General features: G+C 41.9%; 19 protein-coding genes. 12 read left to right on the top strand and 7 right to left on the bottom strand.

The window, feature by feature from the left end:
• Positions 1-239 precede the first annotated feature (239 nt).
• The 3 genes from serS to FNH22_RS04250 all read left to right on the top strand — a co-directional run bounded on the left by serS (position 240) and on the right by FNH22_RS04250 (position 4,303).
• The gene (gene serS, locus FNH22_RS04260; RefSeq protein WP_143397098.1) at positions 240-1,514 is read left to right on the top strand and encodes a serine--tRNA ligase; all 1,275 of its coding nucleotides are present in this window, start codon (positions 240-242) and stop codon (positions 1,512-1,514) included.
• A gap of 163 nt (positions 1,515-1,677) precedes the next feature.
• Positions 1,678-3,810 (top strand): prolyl oligopeptidase family protein, encoded by a 2,133-nt coding sequence (locus tag FNH22_RS04255; protein WP_143397097.1) that lies wholly within the window; start codon positions 1,678-1,680, stop codon positions 3,808-3,810.
• 43 nt (positions 3,811-3,853) lie between these two features.
• Complete coding sequence (locus FNH22_RS04250) at positions 3,854-4,303, top strand: GNAT family N-acetyltransferase (protein ID WP_143397096.1); 450 nt, start codon at positions 3,854-3,856, stop codon at positions 4,301-4,303.
• A 5-nt stretch (positions 4,304-4,308) separates the two neighbouring features.
• On the opposite strand, the gene FNH22_RS04245 is transcribed toward FNH22_RS04250, so the two are convergent.
• Both FNH22_RS04245 and FNH22_RS04240 read right to left on the bottom strand, forming a co-directional pair.
• Positions 4,309-4,689, bottom strand: a complete 381-nt coding sequence (locus FNH22_RS04245; RefSeq protein ID WP_143397095.1) for a DUF1987 domain-containing protein — start codon at positions 4,687-4,689, stop codon at positions 4,309-4,311.
• A gap of 117 nt (positions 4,690-4,806) precedes the next feature.
• The gene (locus FNH22_RS04240) at positions 4,807-5,115 is read right to left on the bottom strand and encodes a DUF4286 family protein (RefSeq protein WP_143397094.1); all 309 of its coding nucleotides are present in this window, start codon (positions 5,113-5,115) and stop codon (positions 4,807-4,809) included.
• Positions 5,116-5,189: 74 nt separating this feature from the next.
• Here FNH22_RS04240 and FNH22_RS04235 point away from each other — a divergent pair, with 74 nt between their 5' ends.
• Positions 5,190-6,653, top strand: coding sequence for a transporter substrate-binding domain-containing protein (locus FNH22_RS04235; protein WP_255517985.1), 1,464 nt, complete (start codon positions 5,190-5,192; stop codon positions 6,651-6,653).
• Positions 6,654-6,659: 6 nt separating this feature from the next.
• Here FNH22_RS04235 and FNH22_RS04230 read toward each other — a convergent pair whose 3' ends face one another.
• The 4 genes from FNH22_RS04230 to FNH22_RS04215 form a co-directional block, all read right to left on the bottom strand.
• On the bottom strand, positions 6,660-8,000 hold the full coding sequence (locus FNH22_RS04230) for an NAD(P)/FAD-dependent oxidoreductase (RefSeq protein WP_143397093.1): 1,341 nt from the start codon (positions 7,998-8,000) through the stop codon (positions 6,660-6,662).
• The gene (gene kynU, locus FNH22_RS04225) at positions 7,997-9,280 is read right to left on the bottom strand and encodes a kynureninase (RefSeq protein ID WP_143397092.1); all 1,284 of its coding nucleotides are present in this window, start codon (positions 9,278-9,280) and stop codon (positions 7,997-7,999) included. Before kynU ends, FNH22_RS04230 begins: the two co-directional genes overlap by 4 nt.
• Positions 9,281-9,405: 125 nt before the next feature.
• Positions 9,406-9,888, bottom strand: coding sequence for a methylated-DNA--[protein]-cysteine S-methyltransferase (locus FNH22_RS04220; protein WP_143397091.1), 483 nt, complete (start codon positions 9,886-9,888; stop codon positions 9,406-9,408).
• On the bottom strand, positions 9,888-10,415 hold the full coding sequence (locus FNH22_RS04215; protein WP_143397090.1) for a 3-hydroxyanthranilate 3,4-dioxygenase: 528 nt from the start codon (positions 10,413-10,415) through the stop codon (positions 9,888-9,890). The genes FNH22_RS04220 and FNH22_RS04215 overlap by 1 nt, the downstream gene beginning before the upstream one ends.
• Positions 10,416-10,483: 68 nt before the next feature.
• On the opposite strand from FNH22_RS04215, the gene FNH22_RS04210 reads away from it, so the two are divergent.
• Together FNH22_RS04210 and FNH22_RS04205 are read left to right on the top strand one after the other, a co-directional pair.
• Entirely contained in the window at positions 10,484-11,272 is a 789-nt protein-coding gene (locus FNH22_RS04210; protein WP_143397089.1) for an SDR family oxidoreductase, read from the top strand.
• 84 nt (positions 11,273-11,356) lie between these two features.
• Entirely contained in the window at positions 11,357-12,796 is a 1,440-nt protein-coding gene (locus FNH22_RS04205) for an aldehyde dehydrogenase (RefSeq protein ID WP_143397088.1), read from the top strand.
• Positions 12,797-12,899: 103 nt separating this feature from the next.
• Here FNH22_RS04205 and FNH22_RS04200 read toward each other — a convergent pair whose 3' ends face one another.
• Positions 12,900-13,319 carry a nucleoside-diphosphate kinase gene (locus FNH22_RS04200; protein ID WP_143397087.1) on the bottom strand — a complete coding sequence of 140 codons (420 nt, stop codon included), beginning with the start codon at positions 13,317-13,319 and terminating at the stop codon, positions 12,900-12,902.
• Positions 13,320-13,506: 187 nt separating this feature from the next.
• Between FNH22_RS04200 and FNH22_RS04195 the strand changes: the two genes are divergently transcribed.
• The 6 genes from FNH22_RS04195 to FNH22_RS04170 all read left to right on the top strand — a co-directional run bounded on the left by FNH22_RS04195 (position 13,507) and on the right by FNH22_RS04170 (position 18,046).
• Positions 13,507-14,532 (top strand): bifunctional oligoribonuclease/PAP phosphatase NrnA, encoded by a 1,026-nt coding sequence (locus FNH22_RS04195; RefSeq protein ID WP_143397086.1) that lies wholly within the window; start codon positions 13,507-13,509, stop codon positions 14,530-14,532.
• Entirely contained in the window at positions 14,533-15,462 is a 930-nt protein-coding gene (locus FNH22_RS04190; RefSeq protein WP_143397085.1) for an FKBP-type peptidyl-prolyl cis-trans isomerase, read from the top strand.
• 22 nt (positions 15,463-15,484) lie between these two features.
• Positions 15,485-16,378, top strand: a complete 894-nt coding sequence (locus tag FNH22_RS04185) for an FKBP-type peptidyl-prolyl cis-trans isomerase (protein ID WP_143397084.1) — start codon at positions 15,485-15,487, stop codon at positions 16,376-16,378.
• On the top strand, positions 16,378-16,971 hold the full coding sequence (gene rdgB / locus FNH22_RS04180) for an RdgB/HAM1 family non-canonical purine NTP pyrophosphatase (protein WP_143397083.1): 594 nt from the start codon (positions 16,378-16,380) through the stop codon (positions 16,969-16,971). Before FNH22_RS04185 ends, rdgB begins: the two co-directional genes overlap by 1 nt.
• Positions 16,968-17,591: a uridine kinase gene (locus FNH22_RS04175; protein WP_143397082.1), complete on the top strand. Its 624-nt coding sequence runs from the start codon at positions 16,968-16,970 to the stop codon at positions 17,589-17,591. The genes rdgB and FNH22_RS04175 overlap by 4 nt, the downstream gene beginning before the upstream one ends.
• A gap of 68 nt (positions 17,592-17,659) precedes the next feature.
• A complete protein-coding gene (locus FNH22_RS04170) occupies positions 17,660-18,046 on the top strand; it encodes a hypothetical protein (protein WP_143397081.1) in 387 nt (128 codons plus the stop codon).
• The last annotated feature ends 49 nt before the right edge of the window (positions 18,047-18,095 follow it).

Below are 18,095 nucleotides of genomic sequence, written 5' to 3'. Positions count from 1 at the left end.
ATAAGGTTTGTTGCTTATTACCTTATAAAAATGACGTATCGTGATGATTAAATAGAGTAAGCTTTTTGAAATCAGAGAGACTACTAAAGCCTAGATGTCTTTTTTGGACTTTGCAATAATAGATGAACGACTTTCAATCGCCAAATTATTTGTTATGAAATAATCATTCTTGAGGTTAAAATCTAAAGATTTGCACCTAAATCCATTATTTTGCAGCTTTTTAAAACCACAATCAAGACATGTTACAAGTAGCCTACATTCGGGAAAACAAAGATTTTGTGATAAAGGCACTGGGGAAAAGAAAATTTGCTGACGCTGAGCAGGTTATAAACCAAGTCTTAGCCATAGATGAATCCCGGCGGTCTGCCCAGCAAGAGTTGGACAGCTTGTTGGCAGAAGCGAATCATCTTTCCAAACAAATTGGAGGGCTGATGAAACAAGGTGATGTGGCAGCAGCGGAATCCATTAAAGCTCAAACGGCTGAAATAAAGTTAAAAAGTAAAAGTTTGGGAGACGTTCAGTCTTCAGCTGAGGAAGAGTTAAAGGCGTTACTGTATACTATCCCTAATATCCCGAATAACAATGTGCCTGAAGGGGCGAGTGAAGACCATAACGAGGTAGTCTATGAGCACGGCAGCACTCCTTCACTGCCTTCCGGTGCTTTACCTCATTGGGAATTAATAAAGAAGTATGATATCATAGACTTTGAGGTTGGTGTTAAAATAACCGGCGCCGGATTTCCGGTGTATAAGGGTAAAGGTGCCCGACTACAGCGTGCCCTGGTCAATTTCTTCCTGGAAGAAGCTTCCAAAGCCGGTTATATGGAAGTACAACCCCCCATTGTTATCAATGAAGCTTCCGGATACGGTACCGGTCAACTGCCTGATAAAGACGGACAGATGTATCACATTAGTGAAGAGAATTTTTTCTTGATCCCTACTGCAGAGGTACCTATTACCAATATGTATCGTGATGTGATCCTGAAAGAGCAAGACCTTCCCGTCAAAAATGTAGGATTTACCCCATGCTTCAGACGTGAAGCAGGCTCATGGGGGGCGCACGTTCGGGGACTTAACCGACTGCACCAATTTGACAAAGTTGAGGTAGTACAGATCAGGCGCCCGGAAGAGTCTTATCAGGCGCTGGAAGAAATGTGTAAGTATGTCCAGGGGCTTTTGGAAAAACTGGGATTACAGTATCGTGTACTCAATCTATGTGCCGGAGATTTAGGGTTTACTTCTGCTCAGACCTTTGATATGGAAGTATTTTCTGCAGCACAAGGGAAGTGGTTAGAAGTCAGTTCAGTGAGTAACTTTGAAACATACCAGGCCAATCGATTAAAACTCAGGTATCAGGCTGCAGATAAGAAAAAACAATTGTTACATACGCTCAATGGCAGTGCACTGGCGCTACCAAGGATAGTAGCCTCGCTTCTGGAAAATAATCAGACCGAAGATGGTATAGTCATTCCTGAAATACTAGTGCCATACACAGGCTTTGACAGGATTAACTAAGATTATTTTGGCCTGTAGCACCTTGTTTTATAGCTCTTGAGTTAAACACGTTAGCTTACTTAATCAGTTAATTTACGTTAGCCATTTACCTTTCGTCAATAACTACGTGCATGTTAGTCTTATGCATAGTACTTTCGATCTTCATCATAAAAACCATGAGAATATGGACCGGTTAGTACATTTTTTGATTTTAGTAACGTTGTTTGGAGCCTGTTCGAAAACTGAACCTGAACAATCATTCCTTTACCCTACTTCAGATAAAGTGGATACCGTGGATACATACTTTGGTACGGAGATCCCGGACCCATATCGATGGTTAGAAGATGATAATTCTGATGAGACCGCTAAGTGGGTGCAGGCACAAAATAAATTGACATTTGATTATTTGTCTGATATCCCATTTAGAGAAAAAATCAAAAGCCGTCTGGAAACCTTGTTCAACTATGAGCGTATTAGTGCTCCCTCGAAGCATGGAGACTATCTTTATTTTTATCGTAATGATGGTCTTCAAAATCAGAATGTGCTGTTAAGGAAACCTTTAGAAGGTTCGGATGAAGAAGTTTTCCTTGATCCCAATGGGTTTAAGGAAGATGGAACGATATCTCTGGGAGGGACTAGTTTTTCAGACGATGGTAGTCTTTTTGGATATTTGATTTCAGAAGGGGGCTCAGATTGGAGAAAAGCAATTGTAATCAAAACCGGTGATAGATCACAGGTAGGAGATACACTGAGACACATCAAGTTCAGTGGCCTTTCATGGTTAAATAATGACGGGTTTTACTATGCCCGATATGATGCGCCTGAAGAGGGCAAAGAACTTTCAGGATTGAATACGAAAGCAAAATTGATGTATCATAAAATGGGTACACCTCAATCAGCCGATGAGATGATCTTTGAACCTGAAGGGGAGAAGGTAGGTGTGAATGGCTATCTTACGGAAGATAATCGTTTTCTGGTGATCACAACTTTTCAGGGTACTTCGGGGAATCAGTTGTTTATAAAAGACTTGACCGGAAGCAGTGAAATTATTACCGCGGTGGACCATTTTGATAATGACCACCAGGTAATTGATGTCTATAATGGGCGACTTTTGGTAGAAACTAATCTTGAAGCACCTAATTACAGAGTGGTAGCAGTCGATCCGGAAAATCCACTGCCTGAAAATTGGGTCGACGTAATTCCTGAAACCGATCAGGTACTTTCTGCTGCCACGGCAGGAGGGTTTATTTTTACTGATTATCTGGAAGATGCAAAAACGGCTATAAAGCAACATGACATGGAGGGAAAACTAGTGCGGAACGTAGCTTTGCCAGGGATAGGAACAGCGTACGGTTTTAGTGGTAAACAGGCTGATGCCGAACTTTATTATACGTTTACTTCTTTTACCTATCCGCCCACCATATTTAAATACGACCTGGCCACAGGGAGCTCTGAATTATATGAAAGCCCGCAAGTTGATTTCAACCCTGAAGATTATGAAACCCGGCAGGTATTTTATGACAGTAAGGATGGTACTAAGGTACCCATGTTCATTGTGCATAAAAAAGGTCTTACGCTGGATGGCACAAACCCTACTTACCTGTATGCCTATGGAGGTTTTAATATAAGCTTGAAGCCTTCTTTTAGTACTCAGCGTATTCTTTGGTTAGAAAATGGTGGAATATATGCACAGCCAAATATTCGTGGAGGAGGTGAATATGGCGAGAAATGGCACGAAGCAGGTACCAAAATGCAGAAGCAAAATGTATTTGACGATTTTATCGCTGCCGGGGAATACCTCATAGCAAACCAATACACCTCCAGTGATTATCTTGCCATAGCTGGTGGAAGTAACGGTGGTTTATTAGTAGGAGCCACTATGACACAACGACCGGATTTGATGAAAGTAGCTTTTCCTGCTGTAGGAGTTATGGATATGTTACGTTACCACAAATTTACCATAGGCTGGGCCTGGGCTACGGATTATGGCACTTCTGAAGATTCAAAAGAGATGTTTGAATACCTAAAAGGATATTCTCCGGTGCATAATTTGCGCTCGGGAACCTCTTATCCTGCCACTATGGTAACTACAGCGGATCATGATGACAGGGTGGTGCCGGCACATTCATTCAAATATGCTGCTACATTACAAGAGCATCAGGCCGGTGAAGACCCGGTGTTGATCAGAATAGAAACGGATGCCGGTCATGGTGCTGGTACTCCCATAAGTAAAAGGATAGAGCAGGTGGCGGATATCTATTCGTTTGCCTGGTATAACATGGGGGTTATCCCCCCTTTAGCTAAAGAGGCGCAATAATGAACCAAGTGCAATTTTAGTAACGATCATTGTTAATTATTACATGATTATTAGAAGAGGAACGAAAGAGGACTTACCGCAGGTTTTATCATTGATCAAGGAGTTGGCCCAATATGAAAAGGCAGCAGATCAGGTCTCTAATACTGTGCAAATGATGGAAGAAGATGGTTTTGGAGAGGTGCCGGTTTTTGGCTTTTTTGTCGCAGTGGAGGAACACAAAGGAATAGTCGGTATAGCGCTTTACTACTATCGCTATTCTACCTGGAAAGGCAAGCGGATCTACCTGGAAGACCTTGTTGTTACTGAAAATGAACGAGGCCGTGGGACAGGTAAAAAGCTATTTGACGCTATTATTGATCAAGGTAAAAGTACAGGATGTACAGGGATGATGTGGCAGGTACTGGATTGGAATGAACCGGCCATCAATTTCTATAAAAAATATTACCAGGCCACTCTGGACGATGAGTGGGTGAATTGTAGTATAGACTGGTAGATCAATTAGCTGGCTATAACGTTAGACTGTATAGGTAGGTCAAACATATCTTTCAACTCCTCACCCATTTCAGCCAGGCACTCATCATCCGGATAGTACCCCCACCTTACTTCTATGATATATCCGATCACGAAGTATTTATTAAGCTCTCCAATGACATCTACTACCATGCGATAAGAGGCAGAATTAATGTAGTCAAATTCAAGCTCGAGTAATGTATATGGCTTTGGGTTTTTAAAGTAATCACGGAGCCATTCTATAATAGCAAAATAGAAAGGACTGGTATCTTCCATGAACGATCGACCCCGGATAACCAGGTGCCCTGTATCAGAATTAAAGAGTATACGAGGGCTATCTTCTGTGGGTTCTAAAAATAACTTTGACATACCTTTAGAAAGTTGATGGAAATTCAAATTTAAATGAATGCCTCAGGTATGTGAAATTAGAAACGTTAAAGGCCCTATTTGTCCGTTCGGGACATGTTTAAGTTCTTTAAGTGGATGTCAGATCACTTCTTCCAATAACGTACGGAAAGCCACGTGATGTTTTCCATACCTGTCCTGATGTTTTTGAATAAGGCCTGGAGCGTGTTTGCTTAAATATTCATCGACAATACCCACATTCTTAGCGAAATACTGAATAGAATATGAGTTAGTCTGCGGATCTTCATTTTGTCCGAGTACTTTGTACATTTTAGACTCAACGAAAAGCCCTGTACCCATTACTTCGGGAATATGTTCTTCCTTCATCCATATCAACCATTCCTGCTCTACTGTTATATCAATACCCACTGTAACATTATACAGAACCATGCGTAATCTTTTTTTTAACTTATCGTATGCTTTTTCGGTATCAAAAATATCACTATTTTGAAATCATGCGGCAAATGTTGTCACAGAAAAAAAGCATATGGGCAGTTCTTTTTGGGATTTTATTACTTTCAGGTTGTAAAGGACCTGGAAATGAGAGTACAGGTGTAGCTGGTAAAGATAACCCGGCTTTAACAAGTACGGTAATAGATTTTAATCTCAAGAAAATCAAAGATCGTGGCTCGCTGATTGCTATTGTTGACAACAGTTCTACAGGCTACTTTCTTTATAAAGGCCAGCCTATGGGTTATGATTATGACCTGCTACAGCTTTTTGCAGAGCACTTGGGTGTAAGATTGGAAATAAAGATCACTCAAAGTATTGATAATTCGTTCAAAATGCTCAATCAAGGCAAGGGAGATATTATTGCCAATCAGTTAACCGTTACGAAAGAACGAAAAAAGCTTGCGAATTTTACGAATAGCCATTATACAACACGCCAGGTATTAGTACAGCGTAAGCCTGATAACTGGCGACAGTTAACGTTGGATCAGTTTGAGAGAGCTGTAATCAGAAATCAGGTAGACCTTATTGGGAAGGAATTGTACGTGCGGAGAAGCTCGGCATATGCTGATCGTTTGCATAACCTGGCTCATGAAATAGGAGGAGATATAATCATTATAGAAACGGAAGATAGTCTTGAAACAGAGTCTCTGATAAAGATGGTCGCCCGTGGCGATTTACTTTATACGGTCGCAGATGAGTCAGTGGCCCTGGTGAATGCTTCTTACTATTCCAACATTGATGTAAAGACGCCAATCAGTTTTCCGCAGCAAATTGCCTGGGCGGTACGTAAGAACGATCCTGAGCTGTTAGATGAACTTAATGACTGGTTAAGAAGCATAAAAAGGCAACCTACGTTTAATGTTATTTATAATAAATATTATCGTAGTCCGCGTGCTTTTGCTATTCGTGCCAAGAGTGATTTTTCTTCTATTTCAGGGCAAAGTATTTCAGCGTATGATGATGTCATTAAAGCCGCCGCAGATTCCATAGGGTGGAACTGGTTGCTTCTTGCTTCACAGATCTACCAGGAATCACGGTTTGATCCTAATGCAAAATCCTGGGCCGGAGCGATTGGTCTCATGCAATTAATACCCGAAACAGGGAAGAGATACGGTGCCCGTCAGCTGACTGACCCAATTCAGAGCATATGGGCAGGAGTTGGTTTCCTGCGTTACCTTGACGGATTATGGGCTGGTACGATACATGATGAAGAGGAGCGGATCAAATTTGTGTTGGCGTCTTACAACGTGGGTCTGGGTCACGTTGTGGATGCACGTAATCTGGCTAAAAAGTACGGAAAAGACCCAACGGTGTGGGATAATAATGTAGAATACTATTTGCTCCATAAAAGCAAAAAAGAGTACATGAATGATCCAATTGTTCGCTTCGGTTACTGTCGTGGAGAAGAACCGGTGAATTACGTCCATTATATTTTGAACCGCTATTACCAGTATGAACAATTAATGAACTCATAGTACATATTACTGCTCTAATTGAATCACAATATTTTCCAGATCCAACTGCTCCCAGTTTTTTTCAATTCCGGGAGTATTCATTACTTCATCCATGATCTTTTTTTGCTGTAGCCCTTTTTCCAATGCTTGGGAATACCTTAATGACTCCCGGAAGGTAACCATGGAATACAGGGGTACCCATTTATCGGGATAGCGCTCCTGGAGTTTGGCTTCAATTTTTTTTCGGAGTAAGAAACTTTCATCCCCTACCAGGTCACGCATTTCTATAAAGTTTTGCAATGCCAGGTGTGAAATAGCGTCAGCATCTGGCTTACGTTCCTGTTGAAAGGTGGGAAGTACTTCGTTCCAGTTATCATCAAAGGTGTCCAGTAAAGCATTCAATACCCTACAGTCTTCAAAGCCACTGTTCATGCCCTGGCCATAAAAGGGTACAATAGCGTGTGAAGCATCACCCATGATCAACGTTTTGTTTTTTACCCATGGGTAACATTTAACGGTTACTAATGATGAGGTTGGGTTATTTTTGTAGTCATCAACTACGGAGGGTATAATGGATAATGTATCGGGAAAGTCCCTTCCAAAAAGGTCCAAAATGTCCTTGTCGGAATTAATTTTTTCGAAAGAATGTGGCCCCTCATAAGGGAAAAATAACGTACAGGTAAAACTGGCATCTTTGTTAGGCAGAGCGATCAACATATAGTTGCCTCTGGGCCAGATATGGAGGGAGTGTTTATCTAGCAGATATTCACCGTTTTTGCCTGCCGGAATGGTCAGTTCTTTATAACCGTGCTCAATATAATGCTGTGAATAATTGAAGCGATCTGTCAGCTGCATGGACTTTCTTATGGCTGAAAAAGCACCATCCGAGCCTATAATAATATCCGCCTGCTGTTGAGTGAGCGGACCATTACTTCTTTGATAAGATATGGTGCTGGTATCGAAGTCCACATGATGAATGGAACAGTTAAAATGGATCTGAACTCCTTCCTTTTCGGCCTCATTCATTAACAGAGCATTCAAACCTCCTCGTGAGATAGAGTTGATGGCTTGTCCTTCTTTACCATAGGGCTGGAAGGTCAGTATGCCGGATGTATCATGCATCATACGACCTGTCATAGGTATCACCATATCCATAACAGCAGATTCCAATCCCACTTCCTTCAATGGCCACCATCCGCGATTACTCAGTGCCAGGTTAATCGACCGTCCACCGTCCAGGCTTTTTGTGCGCATGTCCGGGCGTTTTTCAAAAACATTTACCGCATAGCCGCGCTTTGCCAGGTATATACTTATCAGTGAACCGACTAACCCTGCACCTGCTATGGTGATTGATTGAGATTTTTTCATTGTAATGCCTTACGTACTAGATCATAGAAATGATACACATCAGAGTAGGTATTGTATAAAGGAACAGGCGCTACTCGTATCACACCACCCGTTCCCGGTATATGGGGTTCACGCCAGTCTGTTATTACACCTTGTTCAGACAGTTGGTCAAACACTACTTTACCATTATGGTGTACCAATATGGAAAGTTGGCAGCCCCGCTCGGCCGGATTCTCTGGTGTTATGATCTCTAACTTTTCTTTTGGAATACTGTTTAGTAAAAACTCTAAAAAGCCTGTTAGCTGCTTACTTTTTTGCGATAAACTTTCAATACCCACCTCATCAAATATCTCCAATGAAGCAAGATGTGCTGCACTACTCAATATGTTTACATTGCTCAGTTGCCATCCATCGGCACCAGGCATTGGTTTAAAGCCTTTTTCCATTTTAAACCGTTCCGACTCATCATGTCCCCACCAGCCGGCAAGTCGTGGTGTATCGGGATTTAGCCCATGTTTTTCATGAATGAAAACGCCACTTACACCACCAGGGCCGGAGTTTAAATACTTATAGCTACACCAAACAGCAAAATCTACATTGTCATCATGAAGCTGCATTGGTACGTTACCGATGGCATGGGCCAAATCAAAACCAGTAAATGCGCCGGCTTTGTGGGCTGCTTTTGTGATCGTCTTAAAATCGAACAACTGCCCGGTGAAATACTGCACCCCTCCTAAGAGTACCAGCGCAAGATCATCTTTGTGAGCTTCTATGGCTTTTATGATGTCTTCCGTTCTCAATGTATATTCGCCGGTTCTTGGAGTTACTTCTATTAAAGTTTCATTCCAGTCGTAGCCATGGTTTTTTATCTGGCTTTCCACCGCATATTGATCAGAGGGGAAGGCACCCCCTTCTATTAGGATTTTGCACCTTTTACCAGTTGGTCGGTAGAAAGAGGCTAGCATCAAATGAAGGTTGGAAGTGAGGTTGTTCATAGATACCACTTCCACCGGCTTAGCCCCTAAAAGCTGTGCAAGTGACTGCTTACTGAATTGATGATAATAAAACCATGGTCTTTTATTGTTATGAAAATGACCTTCAACACCCAGTGTGGCCCAGCCTGAAAGCTCTTCCTCGATGATTTTTTTAGTGGTTTTTGGCTGTAATCCCAGCGAGTTGCCAGTGAAATAAACACAATCTTTTCCGTTGTGTTGCGGAATGTGAAATTGTGACCTATAGTTTTTCAGGTGGTCCTTTTCATCAAGCCTGAGAGCAAATTCAAGAGAGTTTTCGTACGTCATATGAATGTGTGATAGAGGGCTGGTAAATACATTGTTTGTGAGCTTTGTATAGCTTTGAAAGACGTTAGTTGCTAGTGGATACGATACGGATAAAATGGGAGGTGCTACTAGTATACAATATTTTATTAACTCTTTGGGAATAAGTCTATTTGCTCTCCGGGAATAGCTCCTTCACGCTGAAGCAGCCACTTTTTGGTGTATAACCCACCGGCAAAACCTACCAAAGAACCATTTTTGCCAATGACGCGATGACAAGGTATTAGAATAGGCAGCTTATTTTTTCCATTGGCGCTACCCGCAGCACGTATTGTTTTAATATCTCCGAGACGAATGGCCAGCTCAGAATATGATATCGTTTTGCCGTAAGGGATTTTTCGCAGCTCGGTCCAAACCTGTTTTTGGAAGTCTGTTCCCCTTAATTCAACAGGCAGTGAAAATTCGGATCGCTCTCCTTTGAAGTATTCGGAAAGCTGCTGCTCACATGCATCCAGGAGCTCAGAGGTATCATTGGCCTTTGTTTCTTCATCGAATTTTATCTCAACGATACATTTGTCATCCTCGTATATTGCCAGCGGCCCAATGGGAGATGCTATCGTTTTTTTCTTCATTAGACGAATCGTGGATCAGTTTCCATGGTTTGGCCGCAGTTATTACACGTTCTTAAGTCTTCAGAACTGTAAAACTCCCTGAAGCGTGACAAAAAGTCTTTTTCAATGTCCACCAGTGGAAAATAGGTTTCATGAAGTTTGTGGTTACAGTTATCGCAGAACCATAACAACCCGTCCGTATGAGCTTTCTCTCTTTTTCGTTCGATGACAAGACCTACACTGCCTGCCGGTCGAATAGGAGAATGCGGGACTTTAGCAGGATGCAAATACATATCACCTTCTTTGATGGCTACATCAACAGCCTTCCCGTCTTCCTGTATTTTGACAGTAATGTCTCCTTCCAACTGATAAAACAGCTCTTCCGTATCATTATAATGATAATCCTTACGGGCATTAGGCCCACCTACTATCATCACGATATAATCCCCGGCGTCAGCGTACAGGTTTTTATTTCCAATAGGAGGTTTGAGGATATCCCTATTATCTTCAATCCATTTTTTCAGGTTAAAGGGTCTTTGAATAGCCATAGAAGTAGTTTCTTTATTTCTCGCTAAATTTAGTGAAAATAAAACCATGCTGATAACGAATTGATCGTATGAATTTAGACTTTACAGGTAAACGCGCCATAGTTTGTGGAAGTACACAGGGCATAGGAAAGGCTACTGCTATTGAACTGGCCCGGCTGGGTGCAGATATTACATTGATAGCTCGCAATGAAACAGCTTTACAAGGCGTAAAAGATGAGCTGGCCAATGAAAATGAACAGGACCATCACTACGTCAAAGCAAATTTTGACCAACCAAAGTCACTCCAGGAAGCTTTATCCGGCTATATTGCTGACCTAGGTGAAGTCCACGTTCTGGTGAATAATTCTGGTGGCCCGCCTGCCGGAATGGCCATTGACGCCGATCTGGAGGAATTTCGGGTCGCTTTTAATCGACATCTCATCTGTAACCAGATCATGGCACAGACATTTGTGCCGTTGATGAAGGCGGTAAATTATGGACGTATTATTAATGTAATTTCTACATCTGTAAAAGCTCCGATAAATGGATTGGGTGTTTCTAACACTATACGCGGAGGTGTTGCAAGCTGGGCTAAGACACTGGCTAATGAACTGGGACCTTATGGTATTACTGTGAATAACGTGCTTCCGGGAGCAACGATGACCGCCCGGCTGGAGACCATTATTAAAAATAATGCGGTTAAATCAGGTAAGTCTGAAGAAGATGTAGTGAATCATATGAAGTCAGAGATACCAGCACGAAGATTTGCGGAACCGGAAGAGGTGGCTGCCGCTATAACCTTTCTTGCCAGCCCGGCCGCCGGGTATATCAATGGCATCAATGTGCCGGTTGATGGAGGAAGGTTGAGTTGCTTATAATGTCGAGATTTTTGAGGGCACCAAGAAATATGCACTGCTACTTCTGATAAGCCTTATTATCTAACTTCAAGTTAACCTTACCATATGCAAAAAATCAGTAATTATATCAATGGTGAGCTGGTACCTCCTGTATCGAATGAGTACCTGGATAACTATGACCCGGCTATAGGTAAGGTTTACAGCCTTATACCAGATTCGGATATGAGGGATGTAAAACATGCTGTGGAGTCTGCACGGATGGCTTTCGAAATATGGTCTCAGGTACCTGCACAACGGCGTTCGGATATTCTTATGAAAATAGCTGATCTCATAGATCGAGATCATGAGGTGCTGGCGGTGGCAGAGTCTATTGACAATGGTAAACCTGTAAAACTTGCCGGTAAAGTCGATATTCCCAGGGCTTCGGCGAATTTACGTTTTTATGCAACTGCCATTTTACATTTTGCCTCGGAGGCACATCATACGGACCAGGCTGCTATTAACTATACCTTAAGAAAACCGGTAGGTGTAACATGCTGCATTTCCCCATGGAACCTGCCACTTTATCTGTTTACCTGGAAAATAGCTCCTGCGTTAGCTGCCGGAAATACAGTAGTGGCCAAACCGTCGGAACTCACTCCATATACAGCGTTTTTATTATCAAAATTATGTGTAGAAGCAGGCCTTCCTCCCGGCGTGCTGAACATTGTGCATGGGGCAGGTGATAAAGTGGGGCAGCCCATAGTCGAACATCCGGATGTGCCCATTATCTCTTTTACCGGGGGAACAACTACCGGCAAACGCATTGCTTCTATCGCAGGGCCTATGTTCAAAAAAACTTCCTTAGAGCTGGGAGGAAAGAATCCTAATATTATTTTTAGTGACTGTGACTTCGATCAGGCAGTATCTACCTCCATACATTCTTCATTCTCCAATCAGGGAGAAATATGTCTGTGTGGTTCCCGGATATTTGTGGAAGAAGATCTTTATGAAAAATTTGTAGAAGCCTTTGTCGGGCAGGTCAAAGCCCTTACCGTTGGTGATCCGCTGGAAGATGGGACTCGTGTCGGAGCACTTGTGTCGGCAGCACATCGGGACAAAGTGTTAAGCTATATCCAATTGGCGCAAGAAGAGGGAGGCACGCTTCTGACCGGAGGCGAGGAGCAACTTTCAGGACGCTGTGAGAATGGTTATTTCATTCGTCCTGCGGTAATCACCGGGCTGGCATCAAATTGCCGTACCAATCAGGAAGAGATTTTCGGACCTGTGGTCACCATTATGCCATTTACTAGGGAAGACGAGGTGATTGAATATGCGAATAGCACAGCCTATGGCCTTTCTGCTACCTTATGGACTGAAAACCTGACGCGTGCTCATCGTATGGCCGACCGGTTAAAAAGTGGTATCATTTGGATTAACTGTTGGCTTTTGAGAGATCTGAGAACACCTTTCGGTGGTATGAAACAATCAGGTGTGGGTAGAGAAGGTGGCTGGGAGGCACTCCGGTTTTTTACAGAGCCTAAGAATGTTTGCATAAAGTTGTGATTTTCCAAACAGTATTAAATCCCAGGAAAGCAAGGAATGCTGTGCTGCTCACAGTATGAAGTAGGAAGACAGACCCTGGTGTGAGCCAGGGCCTCAAATGGTCTTAGAATTGCTCCGTTGCAGAAAAGAAAAAACTTCCTTCTATCTGTGCATTTTCGTCTGAATCAGAACCATGAATTGCATTCGCTTCAATAGATTCTGCAAACAAAGCACGTATTGTTCCTTCAGCGGCTTCTTTTGGATTAGTAGCTCCAATGAGTTTTCTAAAGTCTTCAACAGCATTGTCTTTTTCCAATATCATGGGAATAATAGCACCTGATGACATGTAAGATGTAAGGTCATTATAGAAGGGTCTTTCTTTATGAACTTCATAAAACTGTCCGGCACGTTCTTTTGAGAGATGCGTCTTTTTCATCGCTATGATCCTGAAACCTGCTTCTTCTATCATTTTGATGATAGCGCCCGTATTTCCGGCCCCTACTGCGTCCGGTTTTATCATTGTAAAAGTTCTTTTTCCCGCCATGGTATTTTAATATCTTTTGAATTTTGGCGCAAAAGTAGCACTTTGAATGAATACCTCAATAGCCTAATTCCCTTAATTATATCACGTAAGCTTATCCGGCATTGTGTTTTGTATTTGATTTATTTTATTATCAATTTTGCCGCTTACTTAAGCAGTAACCTTCCTGAATAAAAGGTGGGGTTTTAAGATGCAGAATGTTGAAATATTTAGAGAGCTGGTAAGTTCCCCTGGCAAAGTGATCATTACCACTCACCATAAACCAGATGCAGATGCACTGGGATCTTCTTTAGCCCTGGCCGGTTACCTTAAGAAAAAGGGCCATCAGGTAAATGTCATTTCCCCAACAGACTATGCAAGTTTTCTTGCCTGGATGAAAGGCAATGAGGAGGTAATTGTCTATGAAGAGCAGAAAGTGCTTTCTGCACAACTTATTCAAGAAGCAGATATTGTGTGCTGTCTGGACTTCTCCAACCTTGCCAGGCTCAATGAACTTGGTGAAATAGTAGCGAAATCTTCGGCAAAAAAGGTTTTGATAGACCATCATCTGCAACCTGACGATTTTGCTGATTTTATGTATTGGAGTACGGCTGCTGCGGCTACAGCAGAGCTGACCTATCAGCTTATTGAAGATATGGAGGATACAGACCTGATCGATGCAGACATGGCAGAAAGCTTGTATGCCGGTATAATGACTGATACAGGTAGCTTTAAACACCCCAATACAACAGGTAATGTATTTAAGGTATGTGCTGACCTTGTTGGAAAAGGTGCAGACACGGCTAAGGTGGCTAAACTTATTTATGATTCTAATTCTGTAGATAGAGTAAAGTTTCTGGGCTTTGCGCTGAGCGAACGCCTTACTATACTTCCTGAATATAATACAGCTTATTTTGCCATTTCATCAGACGATCTGAAAAGGTTTAAATCGCAAACAGGAGATACCGAAGGGTTGGTGAACTATGCTTTATCCATCACCGGGATCAAATTTGCGACATTGATCGTAGATCGGTCAGTGATGATCAAAATATCTTTTCGTTCTATTGGTGAATTCTCAGTAAATGAATTCGCAAGAAAACATTTTGAGGGTGGAGGACACAGAAATGCCGCCGGAGGGAAATCAGAATTGACATTAGAGGATACTGTAGCTAAGTTTGAAGGCTTGGTAAAAGAATATAAAGAACAACTAAGTAATACTATTAAAACGTACGCATAAATGAGAAAATTAAATTTAGGCTTGATGGCCTTGTTGGCATGGGTGATTTCGTCTTGTGGTAACAGTGAAACTATAGCCACAAACGGGTTAAAATATACGCTCATCGCGAGCGGTGAAGGTGCAACAGCTGAAAATGGTGAATTTATTCTCATGAATATGCGTTATACTGATCAAAACGATTCTACCTGGATGAATACTGCAGACAATGGTTTTCCGGTAGTTCTTCAGAAAGATTCTACATGGGCTATGGCGGAAGGTAGTATTTATTCTATTTTCTCGGATTTGAAAAAGGGAGATAGTGCACAATTTTCTATTGGCGCCACGCAACTTTTTTCAAAGACATTTAAAGCGCCTATGCCGCCGTCATTGGATAGTACCAGTACGCTGACATTCCAGGTGGGTATTGCAGAGATATATGATAGAGAAGGCTTCCAGGCCTGGCAAATTGAAATGCAACAAAAACAGCAACAAAAGGAAGAAGAAGGCGCTGCACAGCAACTGGAAGAAGACATAGAAACCATTGATAAATATCTGTCAGAAAATAATATTGAAGCTCAGAAGACGGAATCAGGTATAAGTTATGTGATCACAGAGGAAGGTAGTGGAGAAAATGCTTCCAGTGGCTCTACGGTAAAAGTAAATTATACAGGATATGTACTTAATGGAGAGTACTTTGATAGTAGTGTGGAGGAAGTTGCCAAGGAAAAAGGCTTGTATACAGAAGGTCGTGATTATGGACCTTTTGAGTTTCAATTGGGAACAGGTTCTGTGATAAAAGGATGGGATGAAGGCATAGCTTTGTTAAATAAAGGTTCAAAGGCCACCTTATATATCCCGTCACCATTGGCTTACGGGCCACGCCAAAGGAGTGCACAGATAGGAGCGAACTCTATTTTGGTCTTTGATGTAGAATTAATAGATTTTAATTAGTTTTTACTTTAACTGTTAAAAGATGAGAAAACCGGGCTATTTATTCCTTACGGTAACTGCGTTGTTATCTTCTCTGTTTTTATCGGGTTGTTTAGACTCCGACGATGGGATTGATACGTCAGAGCAGTTCAGGATTGACTTGGAATTAATTGATCAATACCTGGCTACCAATGGTATAAATGCTCAACGGGATGAAAGTTCAGGAATAAGCTATGTTGTAACTAACCCGGGAACAGGTCTGGCCCTTGTTTTTTTTGCAGATTCGATCACACTTTCGTATGAAGGCCGGGTAATGTCCACAGGAGCCCAATTTACATCAGTCACCAGTAAAAAATCCAATACACTTGCTGTATTTAATAATGGTATTCGCGGTATTATTTCTGCTATCACTAAGGTCAGAGAAGGAGGGTCTGTAACGGCATACATTCCTTCTGGCTTAGGGTATGGTACGCGTGAAGTGGACGGCGTGCCCGCTAACTCAGTGCTAATAATGGATATTGACTTTGAAGAGCTGAACCATATACGGTTGAAACAGGATATTCAGGTCATAGATAATGCCTTAGCGGAACGTAATATTACTCCTGCGGAGCATCCAAGCGGTATACGTTATGTTATAAATGACATTGGCACCAGTGATTCACCAAATTTCAGTACTTCCCCTAATTTCAGGGCCAATTATGAAGGAAGGATATTTGGAGAAACAGTAGCCTTCGATGATGGAACGAACAGCCCGTTTTCTCTTGCCGAAGGTTTGATTATCGGATGGCAAGTAATGATACCAGAAATGAAAATAGGAGAATCCCGGACGATTTACCTTCCATCACCTTATGGTTATGGTGTAAATGGTACCCAGGATGGTGTGATCCCTCCCAACGCCATCCTGGAATTTGACATCGAATTCATATCTGTGAATTAATGCGTATTTGCTTCGCTACTAATAACCAGTTTAAGGTCAACGAAATACGGAGCCTTTTACCTGAAGATATTGAGTTGATCAGTTTGTTGGATATCGGCTGTGTTGAAGAACTGCCTGAAACGCAAAATACGCTGGAGGGTAATTCACATCAGAAGGCTGAATATGTGTACAAAAAGTATGGTATCCCCTGCTTTGCCGATGATACAGGCTTAGAGGTATTTGCCCTGGATGGCGAACCGGGAGTATACTCTGCACGGTATGCCGGAGAACACAGAGGTAATGCGGATAACATTCAATTGCTCCTGGATAAGCTAAGTGGGAGTGAGGACCGGAAGGCGCAATTTAGAACTGTAATCACTTTTATCAATGAACACGGTAAGGTAAAACAGTTTGAAGGTATGGTAAAAGGTGAGATCCTGGACGAATTGAAAGGTACCGACGGATTTGGTTATGATCCGGTATTTTTACCCAAGGGCAAGAGTAAGACATTTGCCGAAATGTCATTAGAACAAAAGAATGAAATAAGTCATCGGGCCGTTGCCATAAGCAAGTTGGTTGCTTATCTCATCAAACATTACCAGGAGGAGCATTGAAACCATTTTTAGTTGGTATAACGGGAGGTAGCGCCTCAGGCAAAACCATGTTCCTCAATAGCCTGCTACACCTTTTCGATAGCCGGGATATCTGCCTTATCTCCCAGGACAATTATTATTTTCCGCGGGATCAACAGCCCGTGGATGAAAATGGAGTCAAGAATTTTGATACACCGCAATCCATCGATTCTGCCGCTTTTAGTAGTGACATTAGAAAGATCAAAGCCGGAGAAGGTTTTCAACGCCAGGAATATACATTCAATAACCCAAAGGTAGTTCCTAAGTTATTGAAATTTAGCCCTGCGCCACTGGTGATAGTAGAAGGACTTTTTGTTATGCATTTTCCGGAGCTCAATGAGCTGATGGACTTGCGTCTTTTTATTGATGCAAAAGCGCATGTTAAGCTTAAAAGAAGGATTATTCGTGATAAAGTGGAAAGGGGGTATGACCTTGATGATGTGTTATACCGGTTTGAAAAACACGTCATGCCGACGTATGACAAATACCTGGCACCCATGAAAGAGCAGGCTGACATAATCATTCCCAACAATAAGAGTTTTGACAGAGCACTTGAGGTATTGGCGGGTTTTATTGATTCTAAGCTTCGGAAAAGAGAATAATAGGCTTTTTATCTTCTGAGAAGTACTTTCTAATGCAATCAGTCCAGCTACTTGTTTTATCTTGAATTATGACTAGTTTTGTAGCCCTTAGTATGAATTGGGTAAGAGTAATATTGAAACACAAGCATTTTACAGGTATTTTATTCGGTATTTTTGCCGGGTTAATAATACTTAGTAATCAAAGCCTGTATTACAACCTTAATGCTGAAACAGCCGAGCAGACTAAAAAAGAAATGGCTGATCAGGAAGAGGGTGAAGAAGTACCCGTTATAAAAGTAGGGCAGGAAGCAATCACTTCAGTGGTACAGGTCATTCTTGTTCAGGCTATACGCTCTGTAACAGATATCCTTTTTTCAGATGATAGCGAGGTAAAACATACTTATTCGTCTGAAGTTAGTCCAAATTCGTATTTCAAGGCGCTATTTAATTTAATCATATCACCTAACGCGCCCTAGTCGATATAGTTATATCCACCCTTTTACTCCTGTTTTACGGAGTTTTAAT

This window comes from Fulvivirga sp. M361, assembly GCF_007097395.1.
Taxonomy (GTDB): domain Bacteria; phylum Bacteroidota; class Bacteroidia; order Cytophagales; family Cyclobacteriaceae; genus Fulvivirga.
The sequence above is the reverse complement of the archived record's forward strand: the minus strand, read 5'-3'. Positions and strand labels throughout refer to the sequence as shown.